We start from the raw sequence: 16,259 nt of genomic DNA, 5'->3' as shown, positions 1-16,259 counted from the left end.
GTCAATTACGAGTTACGTTAACAATTACGCTGAACGCTAATGCTAAAGGCAGAACGCAGCGTTAAGCATTTGGCGTTTCGCTTTCAGCCGTTTTTACGGCCGGTTTGGTCCACTCCACTATTTCAAGCGCCTTTTGCAGGCTGTCTTCATGCTCCTCAGGTGTGGGCTGCAGCTTGGCAAATTTAGCCAGGTCTGCCAGTGACAGCAGGGCGCGCAATTTCTCCCGCTGCTGGTTCAATATGGTCACCGGTTTTATGTTCTGCAGCAGCTCTGCACTGGTTTGTTCCAGGGCAGCGATGCCGAACTGGTCTTCAAAATAAGTGCGCAGCACATCTGTAAGCCGGGTATAGTATTCTTTTACATGGCCCTGCTGCCATACCTTTTCTGCGGCCAGCTCTTTCAGCTGGCGAATAGCCCTGTCAAACGGGGCTTCCAGCGGCACAGGGGGCGGAGCAGGCGCTTTGGCGGGACGTTTGCGCATGTATATGAACCAGCCTATGATCAATCCGAGGAGCACCAGGCCAGACACGATAAAGGGCCAGTATTCCTTGAGGAAATCGAGGATGGCCTCCCACAGGTTAATGGGTACGGTCCTTACGCCTTTGATAGGCTTGAAGGCTTTGGTTGTATCTACCGCTACGTTGTCTACATCAATACCGATAGGAGCGGTAAAGGCAGAATCAACCGCACCTGCAGCGGCCTGCAGCTCAAACTTCAGGGAGGGGATCTGCCAGTGGCCGGAGTCGAAGCTGGTGAGGGTGATCACCTGCCTGAACAGCTGTTCCCGTGCGCTGCCCGAAGTATCTACTTTGGACCGGTCTACTACTTCCCAATGGGCAAATGAATCCGGCAGGCTGGGGAAGACCAGCTGGAGACCGGCTTCTTTCAGCCTGTTCACATCTACGGTGGCAGACAATTCAAGTTTCAGCTGTTCGCCAATACGCAGCTTATCCGTATCGGCCTGCGCCCTTACATCGATATTATTTTGCGCAAACGAACGGAAAGGACAAAGCACATAGCCCAGCAACACAATTAAAAAAATGCTCTTTACTATTGTTCTTTTTCGCATGATGGTTTTTGCTCCGCTTTAAAACTTATGCCCTGTTCAGGAAAAATGTCTGCAATGCCTTTACATAGTCCTCATCGGTACGTACACTGATCAGCTCCGCCCCGCTTTTGCGGAAGGCGTTACGACAGTACTGTACATGTTGATGGAATTGCTGGGTATAATACTGCTGCACCCGTTTATCCGCGGCGTCTACCCATTGACGGGCGCCGGTTTCGGCATCAGCCATCTGGATGAGGCCAACGGGCGGCAGCTCCTTATCGCGCTGGTCGTACACGTGCACACCCACTACGTCATGCCGTTTGGAGGCAATATTCAGTGCATCCTGGTAATCGGCGCCAGCCAGAAAATCGCTCAAAAGAAAAACGATGCTCCGCTTTTTGGCGGCGTTGTTGAAGAAGCGCAGGGTTTCCCTGATATCGGTGCCTTTCTTTTTGGGCTTGAAGGACAGTAGTTCCCTGATGATAAACAGGATATGTGATTTCCCTTTTTTGGGAGGAATATATTTTTCTACGCCGTTGCTGAAGAAGATTACGCCTACCTTATCATTATTGTTGATGGCGGAGAAGGCCATCACGGCACAGATCTCCGTGATAAGGTTCCGTTTGTTCTGATGAATGGTGCCAAAAACGGAGCTCTCGCTTACGTCTACCAGCAACATCACGGTAAGCTCACGCTCCTCTTCAAATACCTTTACGAAAGGATGATTAAAGCGGGCCGTTACGTTCCAGTCAATATCCCGCACGTCATCGCCAAACTGGTATTCCCTTACTTCACTGAAAGACATGCCCCTTCCTTTAAAAGCACTATGGTACTCCCCGGAGAAGATATGGTTGGAGAGGCCCCTGGTCTTTATTTCAAGGCGTCTTACCTTTTTAAGTATTTCAGCAGTATCCACGCTTTTAATTAATAATGAATAATTAAAAATTAATAATGCAGGTCTGGGATCATGGTACTTCCACGGCGTTGAGGATCTCGCTCAGGATGTTCTCTGAGGTAACGTTCTCTGCTTCTGCTTCGTAGGTAAGGCCCACGCGATGGCGCATTACGTCGAAACAGATGCTGCGTACGTCTTCAGGGATCACATAACCGCGTCGTTTCATGAACGCGTAAGATTTGGCTGCCCAGGCAAGGCTGATACTGGCCCTGGGCGAGCCGCCGTAGGAGATCAGCGGTTTAAGCTTCTGCAGCTTGTATTCTTCCGGATGACGGGTAGCGAAAACGATATCGAGGATATAGCGTTCTATTTTTTCGTCCATGTATACTTCTCTTACCAGCTTACGGGCCTCTACGATATCGGAGGGCTGTATTACCGGGTTAATAGTAGCCATACCTCCAGGATTCAGGTTCTGACGGATGATGTGTCTTTCTTCTTCCTTGGTGGGATAACCGATCACCACTTTCAGCATGAAACGGTCTACCTGTGCTTCGGGCAGGGTGTAAGTACCTTCCTGCTCGATCGGGTTCTGGGTAGCCAGTACCAGGAAGGGCTCTTCCAGTTTGAAGGTGCTGTCGCCGATAGTGATCTGTTTTTCCTGCATGGCTTCCAGCAGGGCGCTCTGTACTTTAGCGGGGGCGCGGTTGATCTCATCCGCCAATATGAAGTTGGCGAAGATGGGGCCTCTGCGCACCACAAACTCGTTGCGTTGCTGGTTATATATCATGGTGCCTATTACGTCGGCCGGTAACAGGTCTGGTGTGAACTGTATACGGCTGAATTTGGCATTGATAGCAGATGATAAAGATTTGATGGACAGTGTTTTAGCAAGCCCGGGCACCCCTTCCAGGAGTACGTGGCCCTGGGCGAGCAGGCCTATCAGCAGGCGTTCTACCATGTAGCGCTGGCCTACGATCACCTTTCCCAGCTCAATATTCAACAGGTCTACGAATGCGCTGGCCTGGTGGATCTTTTCATTCAATTGACGGATGTCTTGCGATGTATTCTCCATGCTATGCATTTATTTTTCAGGATTGCTAAAATAAACATATTATACCCAAAACACGCTGCCACAGGGCTTCCGGGCCGTTAAAATGCCGTTAAATATCAATTACGAATTAGGCAATTACGAATTACGAATTGAATTATAGCGAATTTAACTCATCTGTAAGTAAAATTCATAATTTGTAATCATTCACTTTAAGAATTCATTCTCATTGGTGTTCATGAATGCTACGCATTTGCCAAATTCGTAATTCCAGCAGGCGGCCCCCAAGTTAATAAAGCCCCGGGATATTTATATCATCTTTTTTTATAACGTACCTTTGCAGCTAACAATCAATCATCTAACAATCAATATATACTATGAACGATTTTGAGCTGCGCTGGAAACATATCGAACAGATGCTGACCGAAAGGTTTGGCAAAACCCCTAATATGGAGGCTATCCTCTTTCTCATTGGTATACAGGAACTGGGCAAACTGAATAAGAAATTTACCAAGGAGCAGAAGCAGGACCTGATGCATGTTGCCACCTGCACTTTGCTCAGCCAGAGCGGTTATTTTGAATTGGAGGGATATGATGCCGACGGATGGCCGCATTTTAAGGAAGTGCAGCCGGTACCTAAAATGGGCCTGGCCGAACAGGAAAGATTTCTGCAGGAGCATATCATTGCGTATTTTGAGGTAGAAGACGAGTAAAACAAACACATGACGCCCATAATTGCTATCCGCCCCGTGCAACCGGATATGCTGGATACCCTGGTAGTACTGGAGCAGCAAACCTTTACAGAAACTTTTCGCCACATTTACAGTAGGGAAGACCTGGAAGCCTTTCTTAGCGATAAGAAAAGCCCTGCTGCGTTAAAACACGAATTGCTGCAGGAAGGCGCCCGTTATTATATCTGTTATTACGGCGAGGCCCCTGCCGGGTTCCTGAAACTGAACATCAATAAACAGCCCGATGATAAGGCAGGCACCATCCTGCCTACACCTGTGATGGAGCTGGAAAAGATCTATGTACTGCAGGCCTTCCAGGGCTTTAAGCTGGGTAAAGCGCTTATCCACCATGCCTATGCGGTGGCCAGGGAACACCAGGTAAATTATATCTGGCTGGGCGTGTGGGAACATAATACAAAGGCCCGTGACTTTTATGAAAGGGAAGGCTTTGAAAGATTTGGCGAACACAGTTTTATGGTGGGCAGCCAGCTGGATACAGATTGGCTGTATAAGAAAGCTGTTAGCAGCTAGCTATTGGCAATTACCAGTGAGGGTGGATTTAATGTGTATATTACGATGAATGACAGCAACTATGAAAAAACTCCTATTGTTACTTCTCCTATTGGGCGCAGCTACAGGCGCCATGTGCAAACACAGGAAAGTGAAGGTGCTCACCCCTTACGGTATGATGATCATCCTGCTGTACGATCAAACGCCTCAGCATCGCGACAATTTCATTAAACTGGTGAAACAACATTTTTATGATAGCCTGTTGTTTCACCGGGTGATCAATACCTTCATGATACAGGGCGGAGATCCGGAATCAAGACATGCAAAGCCGGGCGCTGTACTGGGCAATGGCGAGAATGGCTATACCATACCCGCCGAGTTCCAGCTGGATCTCTTTCACCGGAAAGGTGTGCTGGCAGCAGCACGTGACGAAAACCCGGCTAAGGCCTCTTCCGGTTGCCAGTTCTACATTGTACAGGGAAAACAATGGACAGACGCCGAGCTTGACAAGCTTGAACAAACCAGGTTAGGCGGACGTAAGATACCGGTAGACCAGCGCGAGGTGTATAAAACCAAAGGTGGCACGCCTCAGCTGGACCAACGCTATACTGTTTTCGGACAGGTGATAAAAGGAATGGATGTGATAGATAAGATAGCCGCTGTTAAAACAGACGGGAATGACCGGCCGCTCACCGACGTGCCCATGAAGATACGTTTGGTAAAGAAGTGGCTGCTGTTTTAACCATTTGATCATCCTCCTCCGGGAGTGCATTGCTTGGAGTGTTTTGTAATTTCATTACTTTTACCCCTAAAATCAAAACAGCTATGAATTTTCCATCAAATCTGCGGTACACAAAGGACCACGAATGGATATTGTTAGAAGGTAATACAGCCACCATTGGTATTACTGAATTTGCACAACGTGAATTAGGCGATATCGTATTTGTTGATATTCCTACCGTGGGTAAAACACTGGAGGCAGAAGAAGTTTTTGGCACTGTAGAAGCAGTAAAAACTGTTTCCGATCTGTTCCTGCCTGTAGCCGGTACCATTACTGAGATCAACGCTGAGCTGGAGAGTGAGCCTGAACTGGTGAACCAGGAGCCGTATGAAGGAGGCTGGATGATTAAAATGACCGTTAAAAATCCTGCTGATGTGGCAGCGCTGCTGGATGCAGCTGCTTACCAGGCATTAGTAGCTGAATAATACCAGGCGGCGATACGCCATGAGAAGTATGCGGTAGGAAGTATTTTGTTAGCTTCTAGCTGCATACTTCTTACTTTTATAGCCACCTTAAAAAAGAAAGACCAGGAATGAAGGCAATACGATATTACATACCGGCTATTTTATGGATCATACTCATTCTTGTGCTTTGTACTTTACCGGGCAAAGATATTCCGCACACCGGCTGGTTCAGCCTGCCGCACCTTGATAAGCTGGTGCATTTTGGCATGTTCGGCGGAATTGTTTTCTTTCTTGCGCTGGGACAATACTGGCAAAAAAAGCATGTGTCCACCCTTATGTTGCTCACATTTGTATTGTGTGCGGCATGCTACGGACTTGCCATAGAATTTGTTCAGAAATATTATGCCATTGATCGAAGCTTTGATATGAAAGATGCGTCAGCGGATACACTGGGCGCCATTGCGGGCGTGTGGGCATTTAAGCTTTTCCGCAGGTGGTTTATGAAACCGAAGACTGCTACTGTTCATTAAGCGGCAAAAAAAATTCCCTCCGGAAAGCCGGAGGGAATATAACCTATCGTTTTATGAGAAATAAGTGATTCTGTTCTTATTGTTTGGAAGCCTCGTTCTTTGCCTCCTGTTTCATCTTTTCATTCGCAAAGATGGAGAACTCTACACGGCGGTTCTTAGCCCTGTTCTCTTCTGTATCATTCGGGAACTTAGGCTGTTTCTCACCATACCAATAGGCCTGTATACGATTAGCAGCAACACCCTGTGTGCGCAGGTATGCAGCCACGGCATTCGCACGCCTTTGTGAAAGACCATCGTTATACTCGTCTGTACCTTTATCATCTGTGTGGCCTTCTACCCGCACATATGTGTCAGGATACTTGTTCAGGATCTGCGCCAGCTCCTGAATGTTGCCTTGGGCAGTAGATGTAAGATCGGACTTATCGAAGCCGAAGAGCACTCCTGAAGCGAAGGTTACGTTGATACCCTCACCTACGCGCTCTACCTGTGCATTAGGCACTTCACTCTTGATCTCCTGCGCTTGCTTATCCATTTTTTTACCGATGAGCACACCAGCAGTGCCGCCTACAGCAGCCCCGATGATAGCTCCAAGTGCGGTGTTCCCGGCAGCTTTACCTATAGCAGCACCTGTTGCGGCGCCGCCACCAACGCCTATTACAGCGCCTTTTTTAGTGTTATCCATGCCTTGCCAGGTGCTACAGCCAAAAAGTACAGTAGCAGATAATGCTACGGCTACTATTGCATTCAGTTTTTGTTTCATCCGTATGTTTTTTGATTTTATCAATGGTTAATTATCAGGCGAAAAATCTGATCCTGTCAGAGAAATTCAAATACTTTGCCAAAATCCACTTGACGGTTATAGTTTATTGAATCTTAACAAAGTATGAACATATGAATTTATTCACACGTCGGGCATGTGGATAAATAAGGTCATATAAGCGGGCATCATCCCAACAGGTTCTTGAGCATACCGCCCAAACCGCCTGAGGCAGGTTGTTGCTGCTGTTGTTGCTGTTGGCGGGCGCCTGAGGAAAGTGCACCCATCAGGTCCTGGAGGTCTACATCACCATCCCCGTCCTTATCCAGTCCGCCACCGGCCAGCCGTCCCAATATACCGGACAGGTCCAATCCCTGGGCCTTGCCGCCGGTGAGTGAGTTGAGGATGCTTTGCAGGTTGAAACTGTTGTCGTTAGGGTCATTGGTCTTGTGTACCAGGGAGCCCAATACGGAAGGAATGAGGGTACCGGCTATCTGCCTGGCAGCGCCGGAGTCCAAATTAAATTTCCGGAGGAGGGTATCCACGAAGTTGCCGGATATTCTGTTCACCACCGGGTTTTGCGGATCAGGAGCCGAGCCGGCGCCGCCCAGGAGGCTGACCACCTGAGTAGCATTACCGTTGGCAATTTCTTCCTGCAGGCCGGAAGCGATAGATGCAGTGGCGGCATTGATCACTGCTTCATTCTGTTCATTGGGCACTGCGGGGTTGTTTATTACCGGGCCCTGTGCCTGCTCTTTAACGAGATTGAGTAATTGTTCCAGCATGATGATACGGTTTGAGTGACCCATATTCGGGCCAAGTATTAAACATATCTTAAACCTAAATTGTTTACGCCAGCCGGTTAAGTCTTCCTATCTTCTTTCTCTCTCCATCTCAAACCCTTAAACATCAACTATTTCACGCTCCCTGCTTCAGCTTCTCTGCATTCTCCGCAAACTGCAGGGCTTCGATCATTTCATGGATATCACCGTTCATAAAGGCATCAAGGTTATAGATCGTCATCCCGATACGGTGGTCTGTTACACGACCCTGCGGGTAGTTATAGGTACGAATCTTGGCGGAGCGGTCGCCGGTGGACACAAGGCTTTTACGTTGGGAGGCGATAGCCTCTTCGTGCTTGCGTACAGCCGCTTCGTATATACGGGTGCGTAACATCTTCATGGCGATATCCCTGTTGGAGTGCTGGCTACGGCCTTCCTGGCACTCAACAACAGTGCCTGTGGGAATATGCGTAAGGCGTACGGCGGATTCAGTTTTGTTCACGTGCTGACCACCTGCACCGGAAGACCGGAAGGTGTCCATTTTAATATCGGCGTCCCTTATTTCCACGTCCACTTCATCTGCCTCGGGAAGCACAGCCACCGTGGCTGCAGAGGTATGCACCCTGCCGGAGGCTTCGGTAGCGGGTACGCGTTGTACGCGGTGCACGCCTGACTCGAACTTGAGGATCCCATATACATCGTCCCCGTTCACTTCAACGGCTATTTCTTTATAACCGCCCACGGCGCCCGGGGTCTCGCTCATAATACTGGTGCTCCAGCCCCTGGTTTCGCAGTAACGCAGGTACATGCGCAACAGGTCACCGGCAAAAAGGGCGGCTTCATCGCCCCCGGTACCACCCCGTATTTCGAGGATAGCATTTCTTTCGTCCTGGGGATCTTTGGGGATCAGCAGGTTGCGGATCTCCGCTTCCTGCTCTTCTTTTTGCTGGTATAGCCCTTCTGTTTCCTCTTTAGCCAGTTCCCGCATTTCCTCATCACCGCTTTCAAGGACTTCCTTGTTAAAAGCAATAGCGTCGAGCAGTTTACGGTAGGCATCGTAGGCCTTCACTACCTTTTCAAGCTGCCTGTATTCCTTACTCAGCTTACTAAACTGCTTGTTATCGCTTACTATTTCCGGGTTGGTCAGCGCCAGTGCTACCTGATCAAACCGGCCTTTTATCGCTTCTAGTTTATCTATCATAATTATCTTTGAAAATCATCCCGGGGGTAGCCGGGAGTGCAAAATTAATATCATTTACGCTGAATTAAATTTGATTTTTAATTATAAACCATCCGATAAGGGCATGTCCGAACCTATAAAACTTAACGGCAGGGAGCTATTCGACGGAACGCGCTTATTGGGCGCAGATAAAGTACTGATACTTGATACAGACGGCACCGTACTGGATATTGTGGATAAAACGGCGGCCGGGGAGGACGTACAGGAAATGGACGGCCTGTTGTGCCCTGGTTTCATCAATACCCATTGCCACCTGGAGCTGTCACACATGCAGGGAGTGATCCCTGAAAAAACCGGGTTACCTGCATTCCTTACAGCGGTAATGACGCAGCGGGGCGAACATGCAGGACCGCTGACAGCAGCTGAAATGATGGAAGCTGCGGCCACCCGGATGTGGGAGGAAGGCATTTCCGCCGTGGGCGATATCTGTAACGGCACCACTACACTGGCTCATAAAAAGGGAAGCCGGCTGTATTATCACTCCTTTATAGAATGTATGGGCTTCATAGATGCCGTGGCGGAGAAAAGATTTGAACAAAGCCTGGAGGTATACCGCCAGTTCAGTGCCATCAACAGCGCCTTTCACAGCTGTTCTCTTGTTCCACATGCGCCCTATTCAGTAAGCGCCACCTTGTTTGGCCTGCTGGCGGCCTTGCCTGGCAACAGCCCCCTTACCATCCATAACCAGGAAAGCCCGGCTGAAAATGACCTGTATCTTAACAAAACAGGGCCTTTCCTGGATTTCTACCAGCGCTTTGGTATGGATATCAGCAGTTTTACGCCCCGCCATACCAGCAGCCTGCAAGCCTGCCTTTCTTATCTGGCAGGCAGTCCGCTCTTACTGGTGCATAACACTTTCACAACGGAAGCCGATATACAGGCGGCCCTGCAGCGTAAGCTGCCTGTTTACTGGTGCCTTTGCCCACAGGCCAACCTGTATATTGAAGACCGCCTGCCAGATATTATGCTGCTGCGCCACCTGCAATGTACCCTGACACTGGGTACCGACAGCCTCGCTTCCAATCACCAGCTATCTATCTGGAAAGAGATACAGACCATCCGGCAGCACTTTCCTTCCATTCCCTTAACAGAAGTACTGCAATGGGCTACGCTGAACGGAGCAAAGGCATTAGGTATAGACGCCCGTTACGGCAGTTTTGCCCCCGGCAAAAAACCAGGGGTGGTACTGATAGAAAAAGACCATTGTAAACGCTTAGTGTAAAACCCGGGGGGTATGTGGAAGGTATATGGAAGATAGGTTTCCTGAAGGGAACGGTTATATTTGCATTCTGAAATAATAAAAAAAATGAATACGTTTCTTGACCAGCTGATACTGGGCAACCCTGTACGCAGTTACCTGATAATGGCAATCATATTGGTAGTGGTGTTTTCTGTAAAGCGGTATTTGTCAAAAGGTATTGCTTCCGGCGTTTATAACCTGGTAAAACATCTGTCTCCACAGATAGAGCGGTCGGAACTGACACATTTACTGTTACGGCCCCTGGAGTATTTCCTGCTGCTGGTAGCTTTTCTGCTCACAATAGACCATTTCCGGTTCCCTCCTGAACTGAACTTCAAGATCTATAATCAATACAGCCTGAGGAACCTGGCAGATACCCTTCAGCAGATAGCATTCTGCGTATGTGTGTTATGGATCCTGCTGCGCCTTATTGACTTTGTAGCGCTGATACTGGAAAAGCAGGCAGATCTGACGCCGGATATGACGGATAACCAGTTTATCGTCTTCTTCAGGGATTTCTTCAAAGCCATTATTTCCATATTAGGCATCATTGTGCTGATACGGGTGTTGTTTGGCTCAGAGCTGGTGAACAAGCTGATAGCGGGTCTTGGTATCGGTGCAGCAGCCCTTGCACTGGCTGCCAAGGAAAGTATAGAGAACCTGATCGGCTCTTTCATCATCTTCTTTGACAAACCCTTCCGTGTAGGTGACAGCGTTAAGGTGGATGCTTACCAGGGCTCGGTAGAAAAGATCGGTTTACGCAGCACGCGGATCCGCACACTGGAAAAGACCTTTGTAACCGTACCTAATAAGAAGATGGTGGATAGTATTCTCGACAACCTTACGCTGCGCACGCAGCAGCGGGTGGTGCTGAAGCTGGAGCTGCCAACAGAAACACCTTCCAATACCGTTATCGACTTATTGCGGGATATCAAGCAGCTGCTGGGCAATAATAATAACATACTGCCCGGGTACATTGTGAACCTGCATGATTTTAATAAAGATACTTACTGGGTGCAGATCGTCTACAACACCTATATCATTGAAGGCGTACAATACGCGGCACTGCGCGAAACCATTAACCTGGGCATTATACGCCTGATGGAACAGCATGGTGTGAAACTACCCAGCACCAAGATTGAAATGGTGGCAAATTGATAATAAAAAAAATGTGCTGATGAAAAATTCATCAGCACATTGATATATGAGGATCAGCAGATCACTCAATCGTCTCCTTTCGCTTTCTTATCAGCTTTCAAAAGGATCTTTGCGATATCTGCTTCAATGGATTCTTCTACATTACCGGAGATGCGGCCCAGCTCTTTCCCTTCCTTTAATATGATGAAAGTAGGCACTCTCTTGAGTTTATATTCAACCGGTGCACCGGTATCCAGTTTTTCGTCTGCACCAAAGATCAGCATCTGTGTTTCAGGGCTGCCAGCCAGCACCATTACTTTATACAGCTGGGGGAACAGCACGCGGCTTTGTTCGTCCCAGGTACCGATCAGGGCCACTACATTGAACTTTTCGCGGTTAGACTTGATATAGTTCAACATATTGTCGTTCGGCTGATATTTATTTACGCCGGTATAGAACCAGGCATAAGCGGTGTCGCTTGTTAAGGTTTTCAGATCCAGCTTACCTTTCAGCACCTTGCCGCTGCTTCCTCCATTCTGCGCCCATGCAAGGGTAACAAAAAATAATAGCGTTCCACCCAGTAATAAAGTTTTTAATCGCATAACCATTTTTTTATAATTGATCTTTGAGTTCTGTCAGGAACCCTCTTACTTTAAGCAAAGCCTGTACCATTTCAAAATTACGGGCGGCTAATTTTTTGTCTTCCTTGAGTTTCTGTTTCGCGCCTTCTATGGTGTACTTCCTTTCCCGCAGCAGATGATAGATCAGCTTCAGGTGTTGAATATCTTCCTGGCGGAAGAGGCGATCTCCCTTACGGTTCTTTTTGGGTTGCAGTATATCAAATTCATTTTCCCAATAGCGGATGAGGGAGGTATTGACGCGAAACATGCCTGCTACTTCACTGATGGAGTAGTATTGTTTATCCAGCGTCATCTTGTCAAGTTCTTTAATCACATCTGTATCCTCACTTACTTCTTTCAAAGATTTACGCCCCCGCTTCTTTTTTTGCGGAACTGCAGGTACTGTTACATCTTCCGGAACAGCGGCCGTTTTTTCTGCTACAGCAACCCTGGACTGAGGCGGCGCTATGACTGCTACTGCGCTTTGCACCGGCGTTGGTGCTGGTTCCAGGGAGCCGAAAAGGTCCAATTGGTGCATCATGGCAGAAATCAATTAGGAAATTCCAAATTCCAAGTTCCAGATTGCAAAGCCCAAACTTCAAAGCCAAGCCAATTTCCGGAAGCCCCGGGCATATTGGCGGCAAATTAATCAAAAGATTGATTACCAGACCTGGCAATCTTTAACATCCTGTCAAATTCTTCCGGGGAAAGATCATTAAAGAAAAAGTATACAGGGTCCACCTTCTCCCCGTTCTTCATTACTTCGTAATGGCAGTGAGGGCCTGTAGATTTTCCGGTGCTGCCTACCCAGCCCAGCACATCACCTCTTTTTACGGCCTGGCCGCTCTTTACCTTGGTGCGCAGCATGTGGCCGTAGAGGGTTTTGTACCCATATCCATGTCTTACTACCACGTGGTTGCCATAGCCTACGTCGCTCAGGCTTGCCTCTTCCACAACTCCGTCGCCGGTAGCGTAGATCGGTGTGCCGCTGGGAGCTGTAAAATCAAGACCGGCATGAAATTTCACCGTTTTATAAATAGGATCGATCCGGTATCCGAAACCGGAGGCAATACGATTCAGATCTTTATTGGATACCGGCTGTATGGCGGGTATGGAGGCCAGCATCTGTTGTTTGTTCTTCACCAGGTCATCTATCTCTCCGTAGGATTTTTCCTGTGATTTGATGCGGTTCATCAGTTCTTTCAGCAGCACGGCTGTACTGGCAATGATGTCGCTGCTGGCGAAAGACTGAAGCTGCGCCAGCTCTTCGTCTTTTTCAATCTTGCCCGCACGGGTGCTGTCCGGGATCGGGGAAGCTTCAAATATCACCCGGTAGATCTGGTTGTCGCGGCGCTGCAGTTCCGACAGCTGGCTTTTAGCTTCGTTCATCCGGTGCTGCAGGGCATCATACTGTTCCTTCATATTGTCGATCTCACGGCGCAGCAACTTCTCCTTGGGAGAATCCAGGAAACGGTAGGATGCTGAAAGGAAAAGGACGCCGGTAACGATGGCGGCCGATAAAAACCCCAGGATCCGTAATATCTTGACCCGTACCGAAACTACGAGCTTCTCGTATTTCAGGGTCTGGGTGTTATAGAAATATTTGACCTTCTTCATTGCAGCTCTTAGCTATTGGCTTTTAGCTGTTAGCACCACGGGCCCGCTCTTACACTCCGAACAGCTAAGAGCTAAACGCTAATGGCTAACAGCTTATTTGAATAATCTTATAGGTTTCGATATTTTTGCACTCCTTCCCGCAAACACAACCAAATTTGCAGGAACAGCGGGGCGTGCAAAATACAAATTAACGGCAATTTTACACCAGACGCAATTTATATAGGTAAAAATACATATTAATAGGCTATAATATTTTATGACAGCATCCGAGATCCGACAGCAATTCCTGGACTTTTTTGCCTCCAAAGGGCATCAGATCGTGCCTTCTGCCCCCATCGTGGTAAAGAATGACCCTACGCTTTTGTTTACCAATGCGGGGATGAACCAGTTCAAGGACTATTTCCTGGGCAATAAGACCCCGGCGCATACCCGGGTAGCGGACACCCAGAAATGCCTGCGGGTAAGCGGCAAGCATAACGACCTGGAAGAAGTAGGCATCGACACCTATCACCATACCATGTTCGAGATGCTGGGTAACTGGAGCTTTGGCGATTATTTCAAAGCCGAGGCCATTGCCTGGAGCTGGGAACTGCTGACAGGGATCTATAAAATACCCAAAGACAGGCTATATGTGACTGTTTTTGAAGGGGATGCGAAAGAAAACCTGCCTAAGGACGAGGAAGCCTATAATTTCTGGAAACAGCATATAGCGGAAGACCGGATCCTGCTGGGCAATAAGAAAGACAATTTCTGGGAAATGGGCGATACCGGTCCCTGTGGCCCCTGCTCTGAAATACATGTGGATTGCCGCCCTGATACCGAGCGGCAGCAAAAGGACGGCCGCGAGCTGGTAAATGCAGATCACCCCCAGGTGATCGAGATCTGGAACAACGTATTCATGCAGTTCAACCGCCTGAAAGACGGTACGCTGGAACTGCTACCGGCTAAACACGTGGATACGGGTATGGGCCTGGAACGCCTGGTGAGAGTGTTACAGGGTAAGACTTCCAACTACGATACTGACCTGTTCATGGGCACCATTCATGCTACCGAAAAACTGACGGGGCATACTTATAACGGCACAGATGAAAGGCGGGACGTAGCTTTCCGTGTAATTGCAGACCACCTGCGTGCTATTTCCTTTACAATAGCAGACGGACAGCTGCCCTCCAACACGGGCGCCGGTTATGTGATACGCCGGATCCTGCGCAGGGCCGTACGTTATTATTACTCTTTCCTGGACGCTAAAAAACCTTTGCTGCATGAGCTGGTCCCGGTACTGGCACAGCAATTTGCCAAGGTATTCCCTGAACTGCAACAGCAGGTTGATTTTGTGAAGAAGGTGGTATACGAGGAAGAGAACAACTTTTTACGCACGCTGGAAAGCGGTATCCGCCGTATAGAAGACGTGATCAGTAATGCCAGCTCAAAGAACATAGATGGTAAAACAGCTTTTGAGCTGTATGACACCTACGGATTCCCGCTGGACCTGACCAACCTGATCGCTGCAGAAAAAGGCTTTAGCGTGGATGAAAAAGGGTTCAATGTTGAAATGCAGCAGCAGAAAAACCGTTCCCGTGCCGCCACGGAGCTGGACACCGGCGACTGGGTAGTGCTGGACGAGGTGCCTGCCACTACTTTTGTTGGGTATGAGCTGCTGGAGAACACCACCCGGGTTACCAAATACCGTAAAATAAAAGCCAAAGGCAAGGAGCAATACCAGCTGGTACTGGAACAAACCCCCTTTTATGCAGAAAGCGGCGGACAGGTAGGCGACACCGGTGTACTGCTGTTTGAGGGGGAAACCATTGCCGTTACAGATACCAAAAAAGAGAACGACCTGACCGTTCACTTTACCGATACCCTGCCTGCCCGGGTAAATGTGCCCGTTAAGGCGATAGTGGCCCGCGAAAAAAGAACGGATACCGCGCGCCACCACTCTGCTACCCACCTGCTGCACGCTGCCTTGCGCCAGGTACTGGGCACGCACGTGGCCCAGAAAGGATCCCTGGTGAATGCAGATTACCTGCGTTTTGACTTTTCCCATTTCGCGAAGGTGAGCGACGAGGAACTGGCCACCATAGAAGATATTGTGAATGAGAAGATCCGGGAAAATATTGCGGTGGTGATACAGGAAATGCCGAGAGAAGAAGCGCTTAAATCAGGCGCTATGGCCCTGTTTGGAGAGAAATACGGAGAAACGGTAAGGGTAGTGATCATGGACCCCGCCTATTCCATTGAACTGTGCGGCGGTACCCACGTTGGTTTTACCGGGGAACTGGGCCTGTTCAAATTTCTCAGCGAAGGCGCAGTGGCCGCAGGTGTACGCCGCGTAGAAGCAGTCACCGGCGCTAAAGCCCTGGCTTATGTGAACGAGCAGCTGCAACAGCTGAAAGACATAAAGGCGGTACTGAAGAATCCCAAAGAACCGGTAAAGGCCTTTGAAAACCTGCTGCAGGAAAAGACCAACCTGGAAAAACAACTGGCCCACGTGGAACTGGAGAAAGTAAATGAGCTGGCTGCCAACCTGAAAAAACAGGTAGCGGCGATCAATGGGGTGAACTTCATTGGCCAGGTGGTGAAAGTTGGCAATGCCGATTCATTAAAACAACTGGGCACCGCCCTGAAAAATATTGATAATCACGTAGTGGTTCTGGCTGCGGATGTAAATGGTAAAGCCAGCGTTGCACTGATGATAGCAGAAAGCCTGGTGAATGCAAGAGGCTGGGATGCGCCGAAGATCATTAAAGAACAGGTGGCCCCGCTGATAAAAGGCGGAGGAGGAGGACAGAAATCCTTTGCTACCGCAGGAGGTCAGGAGACTGACAAGCTGCAGGAGGTGGTGGAAAAGGTGAAAGCGCTGGTAAGTAGTAATTAATAATTAAGAATTAATAATGAAGGCCCGTATAGGACGAAAGT

17 protein-coding genes are annotated in these 16,259 nt (G+C 48.7%); 8 read left to right on the top strand and 9 right to left on the bottom strand.

Features of this window, described 5'->3' with window-relative positions:
• Positions 1–61: 61 nt before the first annotated feature.
• From ACR9Y8_RS19385 to ACR9Y8_RS19375, 3 genes are read right to left on the bottom strand one after another with little or no spacing between them, the layout of a single operon-like run.
• The gene (locus ACR9Y8_RS19385) at positions 62–1,069 is read right to left on the bottom strand and encodes a hypothetical protein (protein WP_481214903.1); all 1,008 of its coding nucleotides are present in this window, start codon (positions 1,067–1,069) and stop codon (positions 62–64) included.
• Positions 1,070–1,094: 25 nt separating this feature from the next.
• Entirely contained in the window at positions 1,095–1,964 is an 870-nt protein-coding gene (locus ACR9Y8_RS19380) for a DUF58 domain-containing protein (protein WP_481214902.1), read from the bottom strand.
• Positions 1,965–2,013: 49 nt separating this feature from the next.
• Positions 2,014–3,015 carry an AAA family ATPase gene (locus ACR9Y8_RS19375; protein WP_481214901.1) on the bottom strand — a complete coding sequence of 334 codons (1,002 nt, stop codon included), beginning with the start codon at positions 3,013–3,015 and terminating at the stop codon, positions 2,014–2,016.
• Positions 3,016–3,368: 353 nt separating this feature from the next.
• On the opposite strand from ACR9Y8_RS19375, the gene ACR9Y8_RS19370 reads away from it, so the two are divergent.
• The 5 genes from ACR9Y8_RS19370 (at position 3,369) to ACR9Y8_RS19350 (ending at position 5,947) form a co-directional block, all read left to right on the top strand.
• Entirely contained in the window at positions 3,369–3,704 is a 336-nt protein-coding gene (locus ACR9Y8_RS19370) for a hypothetical protein (protein WP_481214900.1), read from the top strand.
• Positions 3,705–3,713: 9 nt separating this feature from the next.
• The gene (locus ACR9Y8_RS19365) at positions 3,714–4,253 is read left to right on the top strand and encodes a GNAT family N-acetyltransferase (protein WP_481214899.1); all 540 of its coding nucleotides are present in this window, start codon (positions 3,714–3,716) and stop codon (positions 4,251–4,253) included.
• A gap of 61 nt (positions 4,254–4,314) precedes the next feature.
• The gene (locus tag ACR9Y8_RS19360) at positions 4,315–4,974 is read left to right on the top strand and encodes a peptidylprolyl isomerase (protein ID WP_481214898.1); all 660 of its coding nucleotides are present in this window, start codon (positions 4,315–4,317) and stop codon (positions 4,972–4,974) included.
• A gap of 83 nt (positions 4,975–5,057) precedes the next feature.
• Positions 5,058–5,438: a glycine cleavage system protein GcvH gene (gene gcvH, locus ACR9Y8_RS19355; RefSeq protein WP_481214897.1), complete on the top strand. Its 381-nt coding sequence runs from the start codon at positions 5,058–5,060 to the stop codon at positions 5,436–5,438.
• Positions 5,439–5,545: 107 nt separating this feature from the next.
• Positions 5,546–5,947: a VanZ family protein gene (locus tag ACR9Y8_RS19350; protein ID WP_481214896.1), complete on the top strand. Its 402-nt coding sequence runs from the start codon at positions 5,546–5,548 to the stop codon at positions 5,945–5,947.
• A 76-nt stretch (positions 5,948–6,023) separates the two neighbouring features.
• Here ACR9Y8_RS19350 and ACR9Y8_RS19345 read toward each other — a convergent pair whose 3' ends face one another.
• The 3 genes from ACR9Y8_RS19345 to prfA all read right to left on the bottom strand — a co-directional run bounded on the left by ACR9Y8_RS19345 (position 6,024) and on the right by prfA (position 8,687).
• Positions 6,024–6,707: a YiaD family glycine zipper/OmpA-like lipoprotein gene (locus ACR9Y8_RS19345; RefSeq protein WP_481214895.1), complete on the bottom strand. Its 684-nt coding sequence runs from the start codon at positions 6,705–6,707 to the stop codon at positions 6,024–6,026.
• A gap of 185 nt (positions 6,708–6,892) precedes the next feature.
• Positions 6,893–7,489, bottom strand: a complete 597-nt coding sequence (locus ACR9Y8_RS19340) for a hypothetical protein (protein WP_481214894.1) — start codon at positions 7,487–7,489, stop codon at positions 6,893–6,895.
• 133 nt (positions 7,490–7,622) lie between these two features.
• Positions 7,623–8,687 carry a peptide chain release factor 1 gene (prfA, locus tag ACR9Y8_RS19335; protein ID WP_481214893.1) on the bottom strand — a complete coding sequence of 355 codons (1,065 nt, stop codon included), beginning with the start codon at positions 8,685–8,687 and terminating at the stop codon, positions 7,623–7,625.
• A gap of 103 nt (positions 8,688–8,790) precedes the next feature.
• Here prfA and ACR9Y8_RS19330 point away from each other — a divergent pair, with 103 nt between their 5' ends.
• Both ACR9Y8_RS19330 and ACR9Y8_RS19325 read left to right on the top strand, forming a co-directional pair.
• Positions 8,791–9,948 (top strand): amidohydrolase family protein, encoded by a 1,158-nt coding sequence (locus ACR9Y8_RS19330; RefSeq protein ID WP_481214892.1) that lies wholly within the window; start codon positions 8,791–8,793, stop codon positions 9,946–9,948.
• Between the two features lie 84 nt (positions 9,949–10,032).
• Positions 10,033–11,124, top strand: a complete 1,092-nt coding sequence (locus tag ACR9Y8_RS19325; RefSeq protein WP_481214891.1) for a mechanosensitive ion channel family protein — start codon at positions 10,033–10,035, stop codon at positions 11,122–11,124.
• A gap of 65 nt (positions 11,125–11,189) precedes the next feature.
• Here ACR9Y8_RS19325 and ACR9Y8_RS19320 read toward each other — a convergent pair whose 3' ends face one another.
• From ACR9Y8_RS19320 to ACR9Y8_RS19310, 3 genes are all read right to left on the bottom strand, one after another.
• The gene (locus ACR9Y8_RS19320) at positions 11,190–11,705 is read right to left on the bottom strand and encodes a thioredoxin domain-containing protein (RefSeq protein ID WP_481214890.1); all 516 of its coding nucleotides are present in this window, start codon (positions 11,703–11,705) and stop codon (positions 11,190–11,192) included.
• Positions 11,706–11,715: 10 nt separating this feature from the next.
• Entirely contained in the window at positions 11,716–12,264 is a 549-nt protein-coding gene (locus ACR9Y8_RS19315) for a MerR family transcriptional regulator (RefSeq protein WP_481214889.1), read from the bottom strand.
• A gap of 104 nt (positions 12,265–12,368) precedes the next feature.
• Positions 12,369–13,340 (bottom strand): M23 family metallopeptidase, encoded by a 972-nt coding sequence (locus ACR9Y8_RS19310; RefSeq protein ID WP_481214888.1) that lies wholly within the window; start codon positions 13,338–13,340, stop codon positions 12,369–12,371.
• 256 nt (positions 13,341–13,596) lie between these two features.
• Between ACR9Y8_RS19310 and alaS the strand changes: the two genes are divergently transcribed.
• Positions 13,597–16,218 carry an alanine--tRNA ligase gene (gene alaS / locus ACR9Y8_RS19305; RefSeq protein WP_481214887.1) on the top strand — a complete coding sequence of 874 codons (2,622 nt, stop codon included), beginning with the start codon at positions 13,597–13,599 and terminating at the stop codon, positions 16,216–16,218.
• Positions 16,219–16,259 lie beyond the last annotated feature (41 nt).

The sequence above is a fragment of the Chitinophaga sp. SVR4-12A genome (assembly GCF_056754765.1).
This window is presented reverse-complemented; position numbering and strand designations above follow the sequence as displayed.